At 54.0% G+C, this 16,864-nt stretch carries 14 protein-coding genes; 13 read left to right on the plus strand and 1 reads right to left on the minus strand.

Going from position 1 to position 16,864, the window contains the following annotated elements:
• Positions 1 to 39: 39 nt before the first annotated feature.
• The 5 genes from FNT36_RS18780 to FNT36_RS18800 all read left to right on the plus strand — a co-directional run bounded on the left by FNT36_RS18780 (position 40) and on the right by FNT36_RS18800 (position 6,290).
• On the plus strand, positions 40 to 2,583 hold the full coding sequence (locus FNT36_RS18780; protein WP_144850864.1) for a zinc-dependent metalloprotease: 2,544 nt from the start codon (positions 40 to 42) through the stop codon (positions 2,581 to 2,583).
• A gap of 233 nt (positions 2,584 to 2,816) precedes the next feature.
• Positions 2,817 to 3,116 (plus strand): hypothetical protein, encoded by a 300-nt coding sequence (locus FNT36_RS18785; protein WP_144850866.1) that lies wholly within the window; start codon positions 2,817 to 2,819, stop codon positions 3,114 to 3,116.
• A 37-nt stretch (positions 3,117 to 3,153) separates the two neighbouring features.
• Positions 3,154 to 3,447 (plus strand): cell division protein ZapA, encoded by a 294-nt coding sequence (locus FNT36_RS18790; protein WP_144850868.1) that lies wholly within the window; start codon positions 3,154 to 3,156, stop codon positions 3,445 to 3,447.
• A 124-nt stretch (positions 3,448 to 3,571) separates the two neighbouring features.
• Positions 3,572 to 5,272 carry a ribonuclease Y gene (gene rny / locus FNT36_RS18795; protein ID WP_144850870.1) on the plus strand — a complete coding sequence of 567 codons (1,701 nt, stop codon included), beginning with the start codon at positions 3,572 to 3,574 and terminating at the stop codon, positions 5,270 to 5,272.
• A 157-nt stretch (positions 5,273 to 5,429) separates the two neighbouring features.
• Positions 5,430 to 6,290: an N-acetylmuramoyl-L-alanine amidase gene (locus tag FNT36_RS18800; RefSeq protein ID WP_144850872.1), complete on the plus strand. Its 861-nt coding sequence runs from the start codon at positions 5,430 to 5,432 to the stop codon at positions 6,288 to 6,290.
• A 68-nt stretch (positions 6,291 to 6,358) separates the two neighbouring features.
• Here the strand turns inward: FNT36_RS18800 and FNT36_RS18805 are convergent, their stop codons facing one another.
• On the minus strand, positions 6,359 to 6,859 hold the full coding sequence (locus FNT36_RS18805) for an acyl-CoA-binding protein (RefSeq protein ID WP_144850874.1): 501 nt from the start codon (positions 6,857 to 6,859) through the stop codon (positions 6,359 to 6,361).
• Positions 6,860 to 7,021: 162 nt separating this feature from the next.
• Between FNT36_RS18805 and asnB the strand changes: the two genes are divergently transcribed.
• The 8 genes from asnB to FNT36_RS18845 all read left to right on the plus strand — a co-directional run bounded on the left by asnB (position 7,022) and on the right by FNT36_RS18845 (position 16,773).
• Positions 7,022 to 8,926, plus strand: coding sequence for an asparagine synthase (glutamine-hydrolyzing) (asnB, locus tag FNT36_RS18810; protein WP_144850876.1), 1,905 nt, complete (start codon positions 7,022 to 7,024; stop codon positions 8,924 to 8,926).
• Between the two features lie 119 nt (positions 8,927 to 9,045).
• Positions 9,046 to 10,386, plus strand: a complete 1,341-nt coding sequence (locus FNT36_RS18815; RefSeq protein ID WP_144850878.1) for a UDP-glucose dehydrogenase family protein — start codon at positions 9,046 to 9,048, stop codon at positions 10,384 to 10,386.
• An 86-nt stretch (positions 10,387 to 10,472) separates the two neighbouring features.
• Positions 10,473 to 11,420: a UDP-glucuronic acid decarboxylase family protein gene (locus tag FNT36_RS18820; protein ID WP_144850880.1), complete on the plus strand. Its 948-nt coding sequence runs from the start codon at positions 10,473 to 10,475 to the stop codon at positions 11,418 to 11,420.
• A 60-nt stretch (positions 11,421 to 11,480) separates the two neighbouring features.
• A complete protein-coding gene (locus FNT36_RS18825) occupies positions 11,481 to 11,903 on the plus strand; it encodes a sugar 3,4-ketoisomerase (protein WP_144850882.1) in 423 nt (140 codons plus the stop codon).
• A gap of 605 nt (positions 11,904 to 12,508) precedes the next feature.
• On the plus strand, positions 12,509 to 13,624 hold the full coding sequence (locus FNT36_RS18830; RefSeq protein WP_233636059.1) for a DegT/DnrJ/EryC1/StrS family aminotransferase: 1,116 nt from the start codon (positions 12,509 to 12,511) through the stop codon (positions 13,622 to 13,624).
• Between the two features lie 149 nt (positions 13,625 to 13,773).
• Positions 13,774 to 14,772 carry an STELLO glycosyltransferase family protein gene (locus tag FNT36_RS18835; protein WP_144850884.1) on the plus strand — a complete coding sequence of 333 codons (999 nt, stop codon included), beginning with the start codon at positions 13,774 to 13,776 and terminating at the stop codon, positions 14,770 to 14,772.
• A 10-nt stretch (positions 14,773 to 14,782) separates the two neighbouring features.
• Positions 14,783 to 15,751, plus strand: coding sequence for a glycosyltransferase family 2 protein (locus FNT36_RS18840; protein ID WP_144850886.1), 969 nt, complete (start codon positions 14,783 to 14,785; stop codon positions 15,749 to 15,751).
• Between the two features lie 86 nt (positions 15,752 to 15,837).
• Positions 15,838 to 16,773 (plus strand): GDP-L-fucose synthase family protein, encoded by a 936-nt coding sequence (locus FNT36_RS18845; RefSeq protein WP_144850888.1) that lies wholly within the window; start codon positions 15,838 to 15,840, stop codon positions 16,771 to 16,773.
• Positions 16,774 to 16,864 lie beyond the last annotated feature (91 nt).

Below are 16,864 nucleotides of genomic sequence, written 5' to 3' on the forward strand. Positions count from 1 at the left end.
CCTGCTATACTACGGCTTCTAATCCACTAGCCCCTTTGAATGAAGCGTACTTCTATACTCTTAGGTAGCTTGCTAGCTGCCAGTAACTTTGCTTCAGCCCAGACGGCGCCTCCTAGCAATACTGCTTCTGCTCCGCGCGCTGAGGCCCGCCCGGCGGCTACCAGCCTTGGCACCATCACTCAGGGATTGAAGAAGTTCGACGGGTACTTCCCTTTTTATTACGACGATAAAACGGGCAAAATCTACCTCGAAATCGAGCGGTTTGACCAAGAGTTTTTGTATTTCAGCTCGCTTACCGATGGGGTAGGCCTAGGAGGCCCCGAGCGCGGGGCAGCTTCCTCAGCCATTGCCAAGTTCAGTAAAATCGGCCCTAAGGTTTTTTTGATAGAGCCTAACCTAGCTTATCGCGCCACCAGTAAAAATCCTGACGAGCAGCGCGCTGTGGAAAGTGCCTTCGCCAAGTCGGTTATCTGGGGTTTCTCGCCGGTGGCCGTGGAGGGCAGTAAAACGCTGATTGACTTGACTCCCTTCTTAGTACGCGACAGCCAGAAGCTGACCGACCAGCTGGGCCGCCGCAACTTTGCAGGCCTGCGCGGCGGAGCGGCGGGGCCAGCGCCCGCCCCGTACCGCTTCGACGAAACGCGCTCGGCACTAGACCCTAGCAACACGAAGAATTTTCCAAAGAACTCAGAGTTTGAAGCGCTTGTGACCTTTGTGGGTGGGCCTAGCGGCACCCGCGACTTTGGCCTAGGTGGCGCCAGCATTGCGCCCGACCCCAACGCCGTGACCGTGCGCATGCACCAGTCGTTTGTGGAACTGCCCGACGACAAATACCAGCCCCGCGAGTTTGACCCGCGCTCGGGCTTCAACCAGTTTACCTACCAAGATTTTTCGGCGCCCATGAGCGAGCCGCAGGTGCGGCGCTACACCCGCCGCCACCGCCTTGAAAAGAAGAGCCCCGGCGCCAAACTCAGCGACCCGGTGAAGCCCATCGTGTACTATGTAGACCGTGGCGCGCCGCCCGATGTCAAGCGCGCGCTTATTGAGGGTGGCGGTTGGTGGAACCAAGCATTTGAGGCGGCCGGCTACCGCAATGCCTTCATCATAAAAGAATTGCCGGAGGGTGCCGACCCTATGGACATTCGCTACAACGTGGTGAACTGGGTTGACCGCGCGGGCAATCCTAGGGCGTTCTCCTTCGGCTCGTCGTACATCGACCCCCGTACCGGCGAAATTATCAAGGGGGTAGTGACCCTAGGCTCCGACCGCCACCGGCAGGACTACCTCATTGCCGAGGGCTTGCTCCAACCATACAAAGACGGCCAGAAGGTGCCTAAGCAGATGGAGGAGTTGGCGCTGGCGCGCATTCGGCAGCTGTCGGCCCACGAGATTGGGCACACCCTCGGGCTGTATCACAATTTTACTTCTAGCACCCACGGCCGCGGCTCGGTGATGGACTACCCCTTCCCACGCTTCTCGCTGAAGTCGGATGGTACTATCGACGTATCGCAGGCTTATGCCACTGGTATCGGCAGCTGGGACAAGCGCGCCATCCTGTGGGGGTATCAGGACTTCCCGAAGGGGACCGATGAGCACAAAGGCCTGGCTGCCATCATGCAGGAAACGCTGAAGGAAGGCCACATCTTCATCCCCGACATTGGGGGCTACGTGCACCCGCTTGCTAACCAGTGGGACGATGGCGAAAATGCCATTGCGCAGCTCAACAAGCTGATGGCTGTGAGGCGGCACGTGCTCGACACGTTTTCGGCCAATGCCATTCCGGCCGGCGCGCCCATGGCCACGCTCGAAGAAGTGCTGGTACCTATCTACCTGCTGCACCGCTACCAAGTAGAGGCCGCCGCTAAGTCCCTAGGTGGCTTGTACTTCACGCACGCCGTGAAAGGCGACGGCCAAGTGATTACTAAAATGGTGGAGCCTGCCGAGCAGTGGCGGGCCTTCGATGCCCTGATGGCCACCGTGACGCCCGCTGCCCTGGCCTTGCCCGAAAAACTACTGCAGCAGATTCCGCCGCGGCCCGTGGGCTACCCCAGCAGCCTCGAAACCTTCTCAGGCCACACTGGTCCTACTTTCGACCCCATTGCCGCCGCTGAGTCGGCCGCTGCGCCTAGTATCTCCTCAATACTTGACCCTGCCCGCGCCGCGCGCCTAGTCGAGTACCACGCCCGCGATGCCCAGCAGCCCGGTTTCCTGCCGGTAGTCGACAAGCTGCTAGCCCAAACCTGGAAGACACCTTTGGTAGCCGGCTACGCCGGTCAGATTCAGGTAGTGGTCAACAATCTTGCTCTCAAGTCGCTGCTGGAGCTAGCAGCTAGCCCCAATGCAGCCGAAAGCGTGCGTGGCGAGAGCCTACTTGCGATAACTGACCTTAAGCAATGGATGACCAGCCGCTTGGCTGGCGCAGAGTCTCGCCAAAAGGCCAATCTTTTGTTTGGCCTCGCCCAAATCGGTAAGTTTGAGGAAGACCCCAATAAATTTACGCCTGCCCCAGCGCTAGACTTGCCGCCTGGTGCTCCTATCGGTATGCCAGGCCTAGATTTTCTGGGCGATGATGTAGCGCACTGATTTCTTAGTTAATTATGAAGAAATTTTGTTGTGCTGTAGCTAAGGACTGTCCGGCGCACAGCGCTCTGGAAAGGCTAGCTAGCTAAACAAGCAGGCAGCTTTACAAAGAAATACGCCTTACAACCCACTGGCTAAACGATTTTTGAGATGCCTGTCAGCAAGAAGCACTGTCTAAAACTGCGTCGTTTCTTGCAACCTAGGCGCTAACTTCGCGGAGCAATTCCTATTTTCTCGTGGCATCGTCCCAGCAACACGCGCAACTCGACCGCTTAGAGCGGCAGGTAACCACCTTAGTGGCTGCCTATCAGCAGGTGCGTGAAGAACTGGCCGACGCCCGCACCACCATCGAGCACTTGCGCGCCGATGGCCGCGAGCGCGAAAAGCAATTGCGAGAGTACCAAAACCAAGAAAATATTGTTAAACTTGTCCAGACTATAGCCGGCGGGGAACCCACCCAGGCCAACGAGCTGAAACAACGCCTCAACGAATACATCCGCGAAATAGATAAGTGCCTTGCCTATTTGAGGGAATAACTTGCCTTCACCTATTTGAACTGTCTACTACCTTCCTATGAACGACTTAGCTATCAAAATTCGCATCGCTGACCGTGATTACCCCATGCGGGTAGCTGTGGCCGACGAAGAGCGTCTGCGCCTAGCCGGCCGGCAGCTCAGCGAACAGCTGCGCGAGTATCGGGAAAAGTATGGCATTCAGGACAAACAAGACCTGCTGGCGATGGTAGCCCTCGCCACCATGGCTGACTCTTTGAAAGTTAGCAAAGAAAAGGATGGAACCGATGCAGCCCTTACCGAGCGCCTAGCGCGCCTCGATGAGCTGCTGTCTGGCGTGGTGCTGGCTGCCTAGGGCGGCCGAGTAGCACCCGTATTTCGTTGGCCCGGCCGGGCCAGATGGGGCAAGCGGCCCCACTAGTCCTGGCCTGGTAACTTGCGCATGGCTATGGTTTGAGTCACTTCACTTCCATAACTTCATGTCATCCATTCTTTTATATTGCGTGCTGACGGCCGTCATTGCCTTAATTGGCGGACTGGTCATTGGCCGCCAGCTGGCCAGTAAGGCCCGCCAAGACCACGAAGCCGAAGCTAGAGCCAAGGCTCAGCTCTTATTAGAAGAGGCCGAAACACAGGCCACCCGCACCCGCGACGAGCGCATCCAGCAGTCGAAGGATAAGTTTCGTAACCTGAAGAACGAGTACGAGCAGGAGCAAAAGCGCCAGCGTCGTGAGTTTGAAGCCGAAAGCCAGCGCTTAAAAACCGCTTTAGAGCAGGAGTTGACTGAGCGGCGCCAGGGCGTGCTAGCCCAAGAGCAGAGCATTAAGCACCTCACTGACACGACCCAGAAGCAACTCGAAGTGCTCCAGCACAAAGAAAAAGAGCTGGAAACCACCCGCGAGAAAGTGCAGGCCGATGCCGAACACCAACGCACTCGCTTCGAGCAGCAGGAAGAAAAGCGCCAAGCCAAGCACGAAGCCGCCGTGGCCGAACTACAAGCCAAGCAGCAGGAAGCCGAAGAGCGGCTGCACGAAGTGCAAGGCCAGCTTGAAAAAGTGGCCGGCCTCACTGCCGCCGAAGCCCGCGAGCAACTAGTAGAAAGTCTCAAAAATGAGGCGCAGTTACAAGCTTCATCCTACATCAAGGACACCGTGGCGCAGGCCAAGCTCACGGCCACCAAAGACGCGAAGAAAGTGGTGCTAGAAACCATTCAGCGTACGGCTTCGGAGCATGCCATCGAGAACTGCGTGTCAGTGTTCAACATTGAAAGCGACGATGTCAAGGGCAAGATTATCGGCCGTGAGGGCCGCAACATCCGGGCGCTAGAAGCCGCGACTGGCGTGGAAGTTATCGTAGACGACACGCCCGAGGCCATCATCATTTCGGGCTTTGACCCAGTGCGCCGCGAAATTGCGCGACTTTCGCTGCACTTGCTAGTGAAAGACGGCCGTATTCACCCCGCCCGTGTAGAGGAAATTGTGGCTAAAACCACTAAGAAAATAGAGGAGGAAATCATTGAGATTGGTGAGCGTACTGTTATCGACCTAGGCATTCACGGCTTGCACCCCGAGCTGATTCGGATGGTAGGCCGCATGCGCTTCCGCTCGTCGTATGGCCAGAACCTGCTGCAACACAGCCGCGAGGTAGCAAACCTATGCGCCACCATGGCCGCCGAGCTTGGCCTCAATGTGAAGCACGCTCGCCGCGCCGGCCTGCTCCACGACATCGGCAAGGTGAGTACCGAGGAGCCTGAACTGCCCCACGCCATCCTAGGGATGGAAATGGCGAAGAAATACAAGGAACATCCTGACGTAGTGAACGCCATCGGCGCCCACCACGACGAGATGGAGATGACAGCATTGATTTCGCCTATTGTGCAGGCCTGCGACGCTATTTCAGGCTCGCGCCCCGGCGCCCGCCGCGAAATGATGGAGAGCTACATCAAGCGCCTCAAACAACTGGAAGAAACAGCTGGTGCTTTCAAAGGTGTCAACCAGACCTACGCCATCCAGGCTGGCCGTGAGCTACGCGTTATCGTTGATGCCGAGAATGTAAGTGATGAGCGTGCTGGCGAGCTAAGCTTCGAAATTTCACAGAAAATCGAGAAAGAAATGCAATATCCCGGTCAGATTAAAGTGACTGTAATTCGGGAGATGCGCTCGGTGGCCTATGCGAAGTAAGCCCTAGCTTACCCAATAAAAAGCCCTTGTAGCTACTAGCTGCAAGGGCTTTTTATTGGGTAGTCCTTCTGTTGTATCCTTCCTACCGAGCTTGCGAAGCATATTGCTTGGGAAATGAAGAATAATCGAGCGAGTTAACGGTTGTAACGCACTAAGTATGTACAAACTACATTTTCTTGGCATAGTGGTGGCTGCTGGAGCGCTTCTTACAGCTTGCGCTGCTGGGCCCTACGCGGCTACAAACAAGGTTTACAAGCGTCAGGCCCGCGACTTGGCCAAGCAGCTGCGGGAGCAGCCAACATTGGCTGCCGATAGCCTGCCACCAGCACCATACTGGGCTGGTACCGTCAATTTTAATTTGCGCAAGCCTAACTATGTCATCATTCACCATACGGCACAGCACAGTACTGAACAGACACTCAAAACCTTCACGTTGACCAAAACGCAGGTGAGCGCCCACTATGTAATTGGGCGCGATGGCCAAACCTTTCACATGCTTAATGACTACCTGCGAGCCTGGCATGGCGGGGCTGCTCGCTGGGGTAACGTTACTGATATCAATTCAGTATCAATCGGTATTGAGTTAGACAACGACGGCACCGAGCCATTTCAAGAAGCGCAACTTGCAAGCCTGCTGCGGGTCCTAGGTAGTCTAAAGCGCACGTATAATATTCCGACGGCCAATTTTATTGGGCACGGTGACATCGCGCCCACGCGCAAAAACGACCCGAGCGCGCTGTTTCCGTGGCAGCGGCTGGCGGCACGAGGCTTCGGGCTCTGGTACGATGAGCTAGTGTTAAGTGATACCACCGCTGCGCCTTTTGCTACCGATTCGCTCGGGCTGGCTCTGCCAGGCATCACGCCCCGTGAAGCCCTGCGCATTATTGGCTACGACACGCAGGATATGCCCGCGGCTATTCGAGCCTTCAAGCGACATTTTGTGCCCTACGATAGCAGCGCCGAAATAACAGAGCGTGACCGCCGCATATTATTTAATCTTTACCGTAAATGGCTATAAAGTAAGAGCCAGCCTAGCTAGCCCTAGGTCACTAGGGCTAGCTAGGCTGGCTCTTACAGCGCGGAAACTTATTGCGCGCCCTTCAGCTTGTCCTCGCCACCGTAAGGTGCGCCGGCCGTGATGTCACCGCGCAGGCCACCAGTGCTCTGGCCAGGGCCGAAGCCAGGTTGCGCTGACGTTGTATCGTTTTCCTTTTCAGATACCAGCGGTGCGTCGGGCGCCATAGGCGCATTGGTGAGAGCGTCGGTAGGTACGGCATCGGCGTTGGTGCCGCCATTGGCTTGGCCGCCGGTTATTTCGGCTACTTTGGCTACGTAGCGGCGCTTAGCTTCTTCTTCGGGCACACCTTTATACTTGTCCCAAGACTCCCACTGGGCCTGCGAGAGGCCGGCAGGGCCGCTGGCCTGGTCGGCTTCATCGGCATCAACCTCGCCGGACTTCATATTTACGTCGCCTTCGGTAGCTTGCTTGTACAGGCCATAAAGCTCGGTCATGTGTTGGGCCGCCGTGGCGTCGGGTAGGGCATTTACTTGCTGTGCAGCGGCTTCAAATTGCTGTTGTAACTCCATGGGGTGGGGGAGGGTAAAAATCGAACTAAGTCGGCAAACTGCCGGCTAGTAGCTGTACTACGCTGGCAAGCCGCAGGTTGCGTACTATTCCAAATCCGGCTTTTCCGGTGTCGGCGGGCGGCTAAGTCGGGCCTCCGTGTATCTTTGCTTACTAGCTATATTATGTGTGGAATAACCGGCGCTTACGCCTTCTCCGACTCGGGCCGCTCGGCCCTGACCCGTCTGCAAGCTGCCACCGACGCCATTGAGCGCCGCGGGCCCGACTCGCAGGGACATTTTGTGTACGACCAGTGTGGCCTAGGTTTTCGCCGGCTAGCCATTCTCGACCTTTCGGCCGATGGTAATCAGCCTATGACCGACGAATCGGGTCGTTATACCATCGTCTTCAACGGCGAAATATTCAACTACCGCGAGCTGCGCGAAAAGCTTTTGAAAAAAGGCTATCGCTTTCATTCGCAGACGGATACCGAAGTTATCCTGAATCTGTATATTAGCGAAGGACGCAGCTTCATCAAAAAGCTAAATGGCTTTTTTGGCTTTGCCATCTACGATAAAGAAGAAAATTCGCTGTTCATTGCTCGCGACCGCTACGGCGTAAAGCCCCTGCACGTGTACCGCGATGAGGACCGCTTGCTGTTTGGCTCCGAGCTCAAGTCATTGCTGGCCCTAGGTGTGCCGCGCAAGCTCGACTACGTGGCCTTGAGCCAGTATTTGCAACTTAATTATATACCGGGCCCGGCCACTATTTTCAAGGGAGTAAAGAAGCTACTGCCTGGACATTATCTCTTTATCAAAGGCGATAAGGTAGTGCGCAAGCGCTGGTACAAGGTTCCTTACGACCCCAAGAAAGTCGCTAAAAACAAGCTGAGCTACGAGGAGCAGCAGAAAAAGCTGGTGACTTTGATGGACGAAGCCGTAGAGCGCCGACTCGTGGCCGACGTGCCCCTAGGGTCCTTCTTGAGCGGTGGCATCGACTCGAGCGTGGTAACGGCGCTGGCCGCCCGCCACACGCCGCACCTCAATACGTTTAGCATCGGTTTCCGCGATGAGCCGTTCTTCGACGAAACCAAGTACGCTAACCTGGTAGCGAAGATGCACAACACCAACCATACGGTGTTTTCGCTAAGCAACAACGACTTATATGAGCATCTGTTTCAGATGCTCGACTACTTCGACGAGCCTTTCGCCGATTCATCGGCCTTGGCCGTGCACGTGCTTAGTCAGCGCACGCGCCAGCACGTAACGGTGGCGCTAAGCGGTGATGGAGCCGACGAGATTTTTGGCGGTTATAACAAGCATATGGGCGACTTCCGGGTGCGGCAGGGCGGCTTCAAGGCCGAAGCCGTGACTGGCTTGAACCTGCTTTGGGACATACTGCCCAAGTCGCGCAATTCGTACCTAGGTAACAAAATTCGGCAGTTTCAGCGTTTTTCGCGCGGTATGCTCAGCGGACCCAAAGACCGGTATTGGGACTGGGCCAGCTTTGCTTCGGAGAAAGAAGCGCACAACTTGCTGAGCCCCGATAGCCGCCGCAAAGTAGGTAAGAAGCTGGCTGCCAAGCGCCGCAAGGACATCTTAGAGCACATCCATGCCGATGGTGACCTCAATGAGGTATTGCTCACCGACACGCTGCTGGTGCTGCCCTATGACATGCTCACCAAGGTTGACCTCATGAGCATGGCCAACTCGCTGGAGGTACGTACTCCTTTCCTCGATTATAAGGTAGTCAACTTCGCTTTCTCACTGCCCGTGAGCAGTAAGGTCGATGGCACGATGAAAAAGAAAATCGTACAGGACGCCTTTCGGCCGATGCTGCCCCCCGAGCTTTACGACCGCCCCAAACATGGCTTCGAAGTACCATTGCTAAAATGGATGCGTGGCGAGCTGCGCCCCCTTATCGAGCAAGACCTACTGGCTGATGACTACATAGCTAGCCAAGGTATTTTCGACGTGGCGGGCGTGCAGCAACTCAAGAAACAGCTCTTTTCCAATAATCCGGGCGATGCACACGCGCGCATTTGGGCGCTGCTGGTATTCCAGTATTGGTGGAAGAAATATATGCTCTAGTCTATGAATATTGGCAGCGAGATTTGTCTTAGCTATCCGAATCGATTGGATAGTTAACTTTGAGCTGTTTATATTGCTTGCAAACTGAGCTAAATCTTGACTAAATACCTGACTTTTAAATGAAAATTGCAGTAGTAGGTACCGGATACGTTGGGTTGGTAACAGGTACGTGCTTTGCCGAAGTAGGCATTGACGTCACCTGTATCGACATCGACCAGAAGAAAATTGACAACCTACGCAACGGTATCCTGCCTATCTACGAGCCAGGCCTAGAAGAAATGGTGGCCCGCAACGTAAAGTCTGGTCGCTTGCACTTTTCTACGTCGCTAGCAGAAAGTATCAAGGGTGCTGATGTGGCATTCATTGCAGTGGGTACCCCTCCCGGTGAAGACGGTTCGGCTGACCTGAAGTATGTGCTAGCTGTGGCCCGTGGCATAGGTGAGAATATAGATGGCTACTGTGTGGTCGTTACCAAAAGCACAGTGCCTGTAGGAACCGCTGCCAAAGTGCGCGCTGAGGTAGAAAACGCACTCACGAAGCGCGATGCTGACGTGGAATTTGATGTGGCTTCTAACCCAGAATTCCTAAAGGAAGGCGCCGCAATTGACGACTTCCTCAAACCTGACCGCATCGTGGTAGGCATCAGCTCTGAGCGGGCCGAGGAAGTAATGCGCCGTCTCTATAAGCCTTTCTTGCTGAATGGCCACCCGATTATCTTCATGGATATTCCGTCGGCCGAGATGACTAAGTATGCCGCTAACTCGATGCTGGCTACTAAAATCTCCTTCATGAACGATATCGCTAATCTATGCGAAATCATGGGCGCCGATGTGAACAAAGTGCGCCAAGGTATCGGCTCTGATGCTCGCATTGGAACCAAATTCATCTACCCTGGCATTGGCTACGGCGGTTCCTGCTTTCCGAAAGACGTGAAGGCCCTCATAAAAACGGCACAGGAAAATGGTTACCAAATGCAGGTACTGCAAGCCGTAGAGGGCGTGAACGAAGCCCAGAAGGAAGTGCTGTTTAGCAAAGTGAAGAAGCACTTTGGTGGCGACTTGAAGGGCAAAAAGTTTGCTATTTGGGGTCTGTCATTTAAACCCAAAACTGATGATATGCGCGAAGCTCCTTCGCTCGTTATTATCGAAAAACTGCTGGCTGAGGGTGCTACGGTATCAGCCTACGACCCAGTAGCTGTGAAGGAAGCTAAGCATACCCTAGGTGACACTATCACCTACGCCAAAGACCAGTTTGAGGCATTGGTAGATGCTGATGCCCTATTGGTAGTGACGGAGTGGCCTGAGTTCCGCTCTCCCTCTTTTGAGGTGGTAGGTCGCTTGCTCAAGCAAAAGGTCATTTTCGACGGCCGCAATATTTATGACGCGGCTGAGCTAAGAGAGGTTGGCTTTGCTTACCACTGCATTGGAGTAAAAACCGACCATAAGGAACCAGTAGCTTAATACTGAGCTGTTGGCTACTGACTGATAGTCAGTAGCTATCAGTGACGTCCTTCCAAATTTAAAAGAAGCTAACAGCTTACCAAAAAATGGCTGAAGAAAAAAAACGCGTACTTATTACCGGCGGGGCCGGATTTCTAGGTTCGCACCTTTGCGACCGATTTCTAGCCGAAGGCTATCACGTCATCGCGATGGATAACCTCGTGACGGGCAACTTAGCTAATATCGAGCACTTGTTCAAGCGCGAAGACTTTGAGTTTCATCATCACGATGTTAGCAAGTTTGTGTTCGTGCCCGGCAAGCTCGATTACATTCTGCACTTTGCGTCGCCTGCTTCGCCCATCGACTACCTCAAAATTCCGATTCAGACGCTGAAGGTAGGTTCGCTAGGTACCCACAACCTGCTAGGCTTGGCCCGCGTGAAGGGCGCCCGCATGCTGATTGCCAGCACGTCGGAGGTCTACGGCGACCCTGAAGTTCACCCACAGATAGAGGAATACTGGGGCAACGTAAACCCCGTAGGCCCACGCGGCTGCTACGACGAAGCCAAACGCTTTCAGGAGGCGATTACGATGGCCTACCACAACCACCATGGCCTAGAAACACGCATCATCCGCATTTTCAATACCTATGGCCCGCGCATGCGCTTGGACGATGGCCGCGTACTGCCAGCTTTCCTCTCACAAGCACTGAAAGGCGAAAACCTAACAGTATTTGGCGACGGCTCGCAAACGCGCTCGTTTTGCTACGTCGACGACTTGGTAGATGGCATCTACCGCTTGCTACTGAGCGATTACCACTTGCCAGTGAATATTGGTAATCCTGCGGAAATCACTATCAAAGAGTTTGGGGAAGAAATAGCCAAACTCACTGGTGTAGAGTTTAAACCAACTTATCAGGCCCTACCCGAAAACGACCCCATGAAGCGCCGGCCCGACATCACTAAGGCTAAAGAAATCCTAGGTTGGGAGCCCAAAGTAGACCGTGCTGAAGGCTTGAAGCGCACACTGGAGTACTTTAAAGAGCACGTGAAGTAAGCCTGGAGCTTACTATCTTAGGAGCGGAGTTGGCGATGAGCCAGCTCCGCTTTTTTTGTAATGTCTTCTTACCCAGCGCCGCACATACTAAATTTTTCGCAAATTGGTGATACAGATGTCGGCTATCTGTCTGTATCGGAACAGGTAGTACCACCGCTACCTTTTGCGGTACGCCGGGTATTTTGGGCCTACTGCACGCCCGATAATATTTTGCGGGGCCGCCACGCACACTATGCCACCGAGCACATACTGCTGGCAGTAGCGGGCCGCATAGTGGTGAACATAGAGCGTGCCGATGGCACACTGGAGGTATTCCGGCTTGAGAACCCGCACGTGGGGCTATACGTACCGCCCAATGTGTGGCATACCATGCAGTACTCGCCAGGCGCGGTGCAGCTAGCACTGGCGTCGCAGCCCTTTGCCGAAGAAGATTATATTCGCGATTACCAAGAGTTTAAGCGGGTGTGGCGAGAAGCGAAGTAAATTGGTATTTTGGCTAATTTTTGAAAAGGTAGCATAGAGGCACATTTGTAGGAAAAGCTCGGAAAGCGAGAGCCTGGCTATGAAACAATTGACCTTGCAAAATACAAGTTTTGCAAGGTCAGTTTCGTTTGCATAATTGTATAAAACCTAATTAAAAAGTTGATTTTTAGTTAATTTGTAATTATGCCCCAATTACAGTAAGGTTAAATCATGCTACAGGTAAGGTAAAATATGACATTACCGGGCAGTATAGTAGGATTGATTTGTGAATTTATTGGGAAAGTTAAGTTTTACTTGGAATAGAATACGTTGTTGTCGGTATGCGGAAAGTTGTTTAGAGCCTTATCTATCTGCCGCAAAATTTCTGCACATAGTAAAAAAGGCTATCAAGTACTACGCCATGCGCTATGCCTTTTCACGCTCAGCATAAGGTAACAGAGGGGGACTAGCTTTTAGCCAACTTTTTTTAAGTAGAAGAAGGCTTGAGCTAACGAAGCTGTTTAGGGAGTCAGCTGCCCACCCCAGCCATAATTAGGCGACTTCGCTAAATAGCTTCAAATTTTGCGCAGCGGCTGGTGTGCGGTAAAATCAGTTACTTTGCCCTGGTGAGTAGCTTATCGATTCCGTTCTTTTCGTCGCAGGCAATGCACGCGGCTATCCGCGACGAGGTGCTGGAAGCCATGTGCCGTGTGTACGATTCGCAGTGGTACATTTTAGGGCCCGAGGTAGTACATTTTGAGCAAGCTTACAGCGATTTTAATCAAGTCAAACACACCGTAGGAGTTGGTAATGGCTTAGAGGCATTGGCGCTGGCGCTACGGGCCCTGAGTATCGGTCCCGGCGATGAGGTGCTAGTACCATCCAATACCTATATCGCGACGTGGCTGGCCGTGTCGCAGGTTGGGGCCACACCAGTGCCGGTGGAGCCTGACCCTGCTACAAGCAACCTCGACCCCACTCGCATCAAAGCAGCCCTAACGCCCCGTACCCGTGCCATTATGCCGGTGCACCTATATGGGCAGCCCTGCCGGATGCCGGAGATTATGGTTCTGGCCCGGCAGCACGGGTTGCTGGTGGTCGAAGACAATGCCCAGGCACAGGGGGCCTCTTTCAACGGCCAGCCGACCGGTGGCTTTGGCGACGCGAGCGGCACCAGCTTTTACCCCACTAAGAACCTGGGGTCCCTAGGCGATGCTGGAGCTATCACCACCAACAATGCTGACCTTGCAGAATATATCAAATTGCTTCGCAACTACGGCTCAGGGCAAAAAAACCACCACACGCTCCTAGGCTACAACTCGCGCCTCGATGAACTACAAGCCGCCGTGCTGCAGGTAAAGCTGCGCCACTTAGCTGCCTGGACCAGCCAACGCCGGCAACTGGCTGCCTGGTATACCGAGCAGCTCACTGGCCTCTCCGGCTTGCAGCTGCCAGCCCTAGCGGCAGGAGCCGAGTCGGCGTGGCATCTCTACGTGGTGCATACGGCCCGGCGCGATGCCTTGCAGCAGCAGTTGGCCGCTCAGGGCATAGGGACACTGGTGCACTACCCTGTGCCGCCGCACAGGCAGCCAGCTTACGCCCACCTAGGGCTGCCGGCCGGTGCATTGCCCATCGCAGAAGAATTAGCGGCTACCAGCCTCAGCCTGCCGCTGTGGCCGGGCATGACGGAGGCAACAGTAGTAACCGTAGCCCAAGCGATACGGAGGTTTTATGAGAGGTAGCCACCGGGCGATAAAATGAGTAAGCAGCGACCCCAATACCAGTCAAAGCCCGGCTGTCGCCGCCGCTGCTTTAAATAGCGTACCTTTGCACCCGCTAACCAACTGCTTGCGGAGCTTTTTCAAAGGCCAACGCCCCTGTTTTGCTATTTATGGCACCATCCAGCATCGTCATTACGTCCATTTTTGCGCCTACTGAGGCCGTTACTAAATTCGCCGCACTATCTGATTATCAGTTGGTAGTGGCCGGTGATAAAAAGTCGCCGGTCGACTGGAACGAGCCCAACGTAACGTATCTGTCGGTAGCCGACCAGGAAGCAGCTGGCTTTCGCTTGAGCGAAAAACTGCCATTCAACCACTATGGCCGCAAAATGATAGGCTATCTGCATGCTATCAAGGGTGGCGCGCAGGTAATCGTTGATACCGATGATGATAATATTCCGTATGAAGGCTGGGAGTTTCCGGCTACGGAAGGTACGTTTGCCACTTCGCCGGCCGGCAAAGGCTTCGTTAATATTTACAAAAACTTTACCAGCCACCACATCTGGCCCCGTGGCTACCCACTCGACCTTATTCTCAACCAGGACCACAACCTGAAAGAGGAAGAGCTAACACAGGAGGCCGCTAGAATCGGTATCTGGCAGGGATTGGCCGATAGTGACCCCGATGTGGATGCCATCTATCGCCTGGTCGATAATACGGAGATTTTCTTTAATAAACGTGCGCCGATTGTACTGGCTGAGGGCACGCTTTGCCCCTTCAACTCGCAAAACACGGCCATACGCAGCGAGCTGTTTCCGCTGCTCTATCTGCCGGCCTACGTTACGTTTCGCTTTACTGACATTCTGCGTGGGTTGGTAGCCCAGCCCATTATGTGGGCGCACGGCTACCGACTAGGCTTCACTGAGGCCACAGTAATCCAAGTTCGCAACCCGCACGATTACGTCAAGGATTTTGAGTCGGAAATCCCCTGCTATCTGCACCCCAACCGTGTGATTGCGGCTGTGCAGCGCGCCATCAACCCCGCCAACACGGTAGGGGAGAACCTACGCCTAGCTTATGCCGAGCTGGCGAAAGAAAACATTGTGACCGCTCAGGAAATCGAGCTGCTCGACCTCTGGCTGGCCGATGTAGTGGCCCTTACTAAGTAGTACACTCGCAATGCAGGAATTCCCTTCTGTTTCGGTTGTCATCCCGTCCTGGAATCAGGGGCGGTTCATTGGTCGCACGCTCGATAGTATTTTAAAACAGGACTATCCTGGCTCCATCGAAATTATTGTATCGGACGGCGGCTCGACGGACGAAACTGTGGACGTGCTTAAGAGCTACGGCGACCGCCTTATCTGGTGGTCGGCCAAGGATAAAGGCTTTGTAGATGCGGTAACGAAAGGTGTGGCCCGGGCCACAGGCGAAATATTGGCGGTGCAAAGCTCCGACGACTACTACTTGCCGGGCGCATTTCGGGCGATGGCTAAGGCCTTCCTACAATACCCCGAGGCCAGCTTTATTTCGGGAGGCGAGTACTCTATCGACCTGCAAGGCAACGTGATAGGTAGTAGCAATCCGGTCGGCGAGATTACCCCGCGCACCATTCTGTTTCAAACGGTACCGCCTCAGCACGCCACGTTTGTGAAGCGCCACTATTTTGAGGAAACCGGTGGAATGCGCCGCGAAGTAGATATGTGCGCCGATATCGACCAGTGGTACCGGGTGGCGCACCTCGCGCCGGGCCACTACATCCCCGATATGCTGGCTGTATACCAGCTACACCCCGACCAACGCACCGTTACCAGCGACAAATGGTACCCCAACCTGGTAAAGATGGTGGAACTGTGTGAGCAGGAACCGCGGTATGGCACCAAGTTTCGCCTCACCGACGAGGAGCGCCGCAACCTGTACACGTATTGGGAAATCAACTGGACAGGTAAGCGCGACATGCAGTTGGCCCGGCCCATTGCCTTTGCCAAGCTACCGGGCTTGCTCAGCTACAGCCCTCGCACTCGCCGCATGATATTAGGGGCCAGCATTAATCCAGTGCTAAAAAAGCTCCTTCCCAAAGGATTATTACGCACAATGCAGCCAGCTACAATAAATACTTCTCGGCCTAATTTAGACTGGTGGAAGCAGTAATATAACTTAAATAACTTAGAAGAGTCTGACCAAAGCTAAGCTTTGGTAAACTACTAACTGATTTTATTTGCGCTCCGCACTACATAATGGAAAAAGACGCCAAAATATATATTGCTGGTCACCGTGGAATGGTAGGCTCGGCTATGCTCCGCCGCTTGCAGCAGGCGGGTTTCACCAACTTTGTAACTCGGACTTCTAGCGAGCTCGACCTACGTAATCAGCAGGCTGTAGCGGACTTTTTCACGCAGGAGAAGCCCGACTATGTAGTGCTGGCTGCAGCTAAGGTAGGCGGCATTAATGCCAACAACATCTACCGAGGCGAGTTTTTGTATGATAATTTGATGATTCAGAACAACGTGATTCACTCTTCCTATCTCAATGGGGTGAAAAAGCTATTGTTCCTAGGTTCGTCGTGCATCTATCCAAAATTTGCCCCGCAACCTCTGCAGGAAACAGCGCTGCTAACTGGTGAGCTAGAGAGCACTAACGAGCCTTACGCTATCGCCAAGATAGCTGGCATCAAGCTGTGCGATGCCTACCGAAGCCAGTATGGTTGCAATTACATCTCGGCCATGCCAACTAATCTCTATGGCCCGCACGATAACTACGACTTGAAGAACTCGCACGTGCTGCCAGCACTGCTGCGTAAATTTCATGAAGCGAAAGAGGCTGGTGTGCCTGAAGTTGAAGTGTGGGGTACCGGTACGCCGCGCCGCGAGTTCCTGCACGCAGACGACTTAGCCGATGCTTGTTACTGGTTGCTCGAAAATTATAATGAGCCCGGCCTAGTAAATATTGGCACTGGTACTGACTTAAGTATTCGTGAACTGGCCGAGCTAGTGCAACGCACTGTAGGCTATGATGGTAACATTCGCTTCAATTCGGACTACCCTGACGGTACACCTCGCAAACTAATGGATGTAAGCAAGCTAGCTGGGCATGGTTGGGTAGCCAGCATTGGGTTAGAAGAAGGCGTTGCTGGCGTGTATGCTAGTGCTTTCAAAGACCAGCAGCCAGCTTAAAAGTTCCGGCAACAAGCTTCAGTATGATAAGCAGCCGAGGCCGCACTTCGGTTCGCCTTATCTTTGCGTAGCTATAAAGCACGGCTATTTG

The organism is Hymenobacter setariae, from assembly GCF_007713685.1.
GTDB classification, from domain to species: Bacteria; Bacteroidota; Bacteroidia; order Cytophagales; family Hymenobacteraceae; genus Hymenobacter; species Hymenobacter setariae.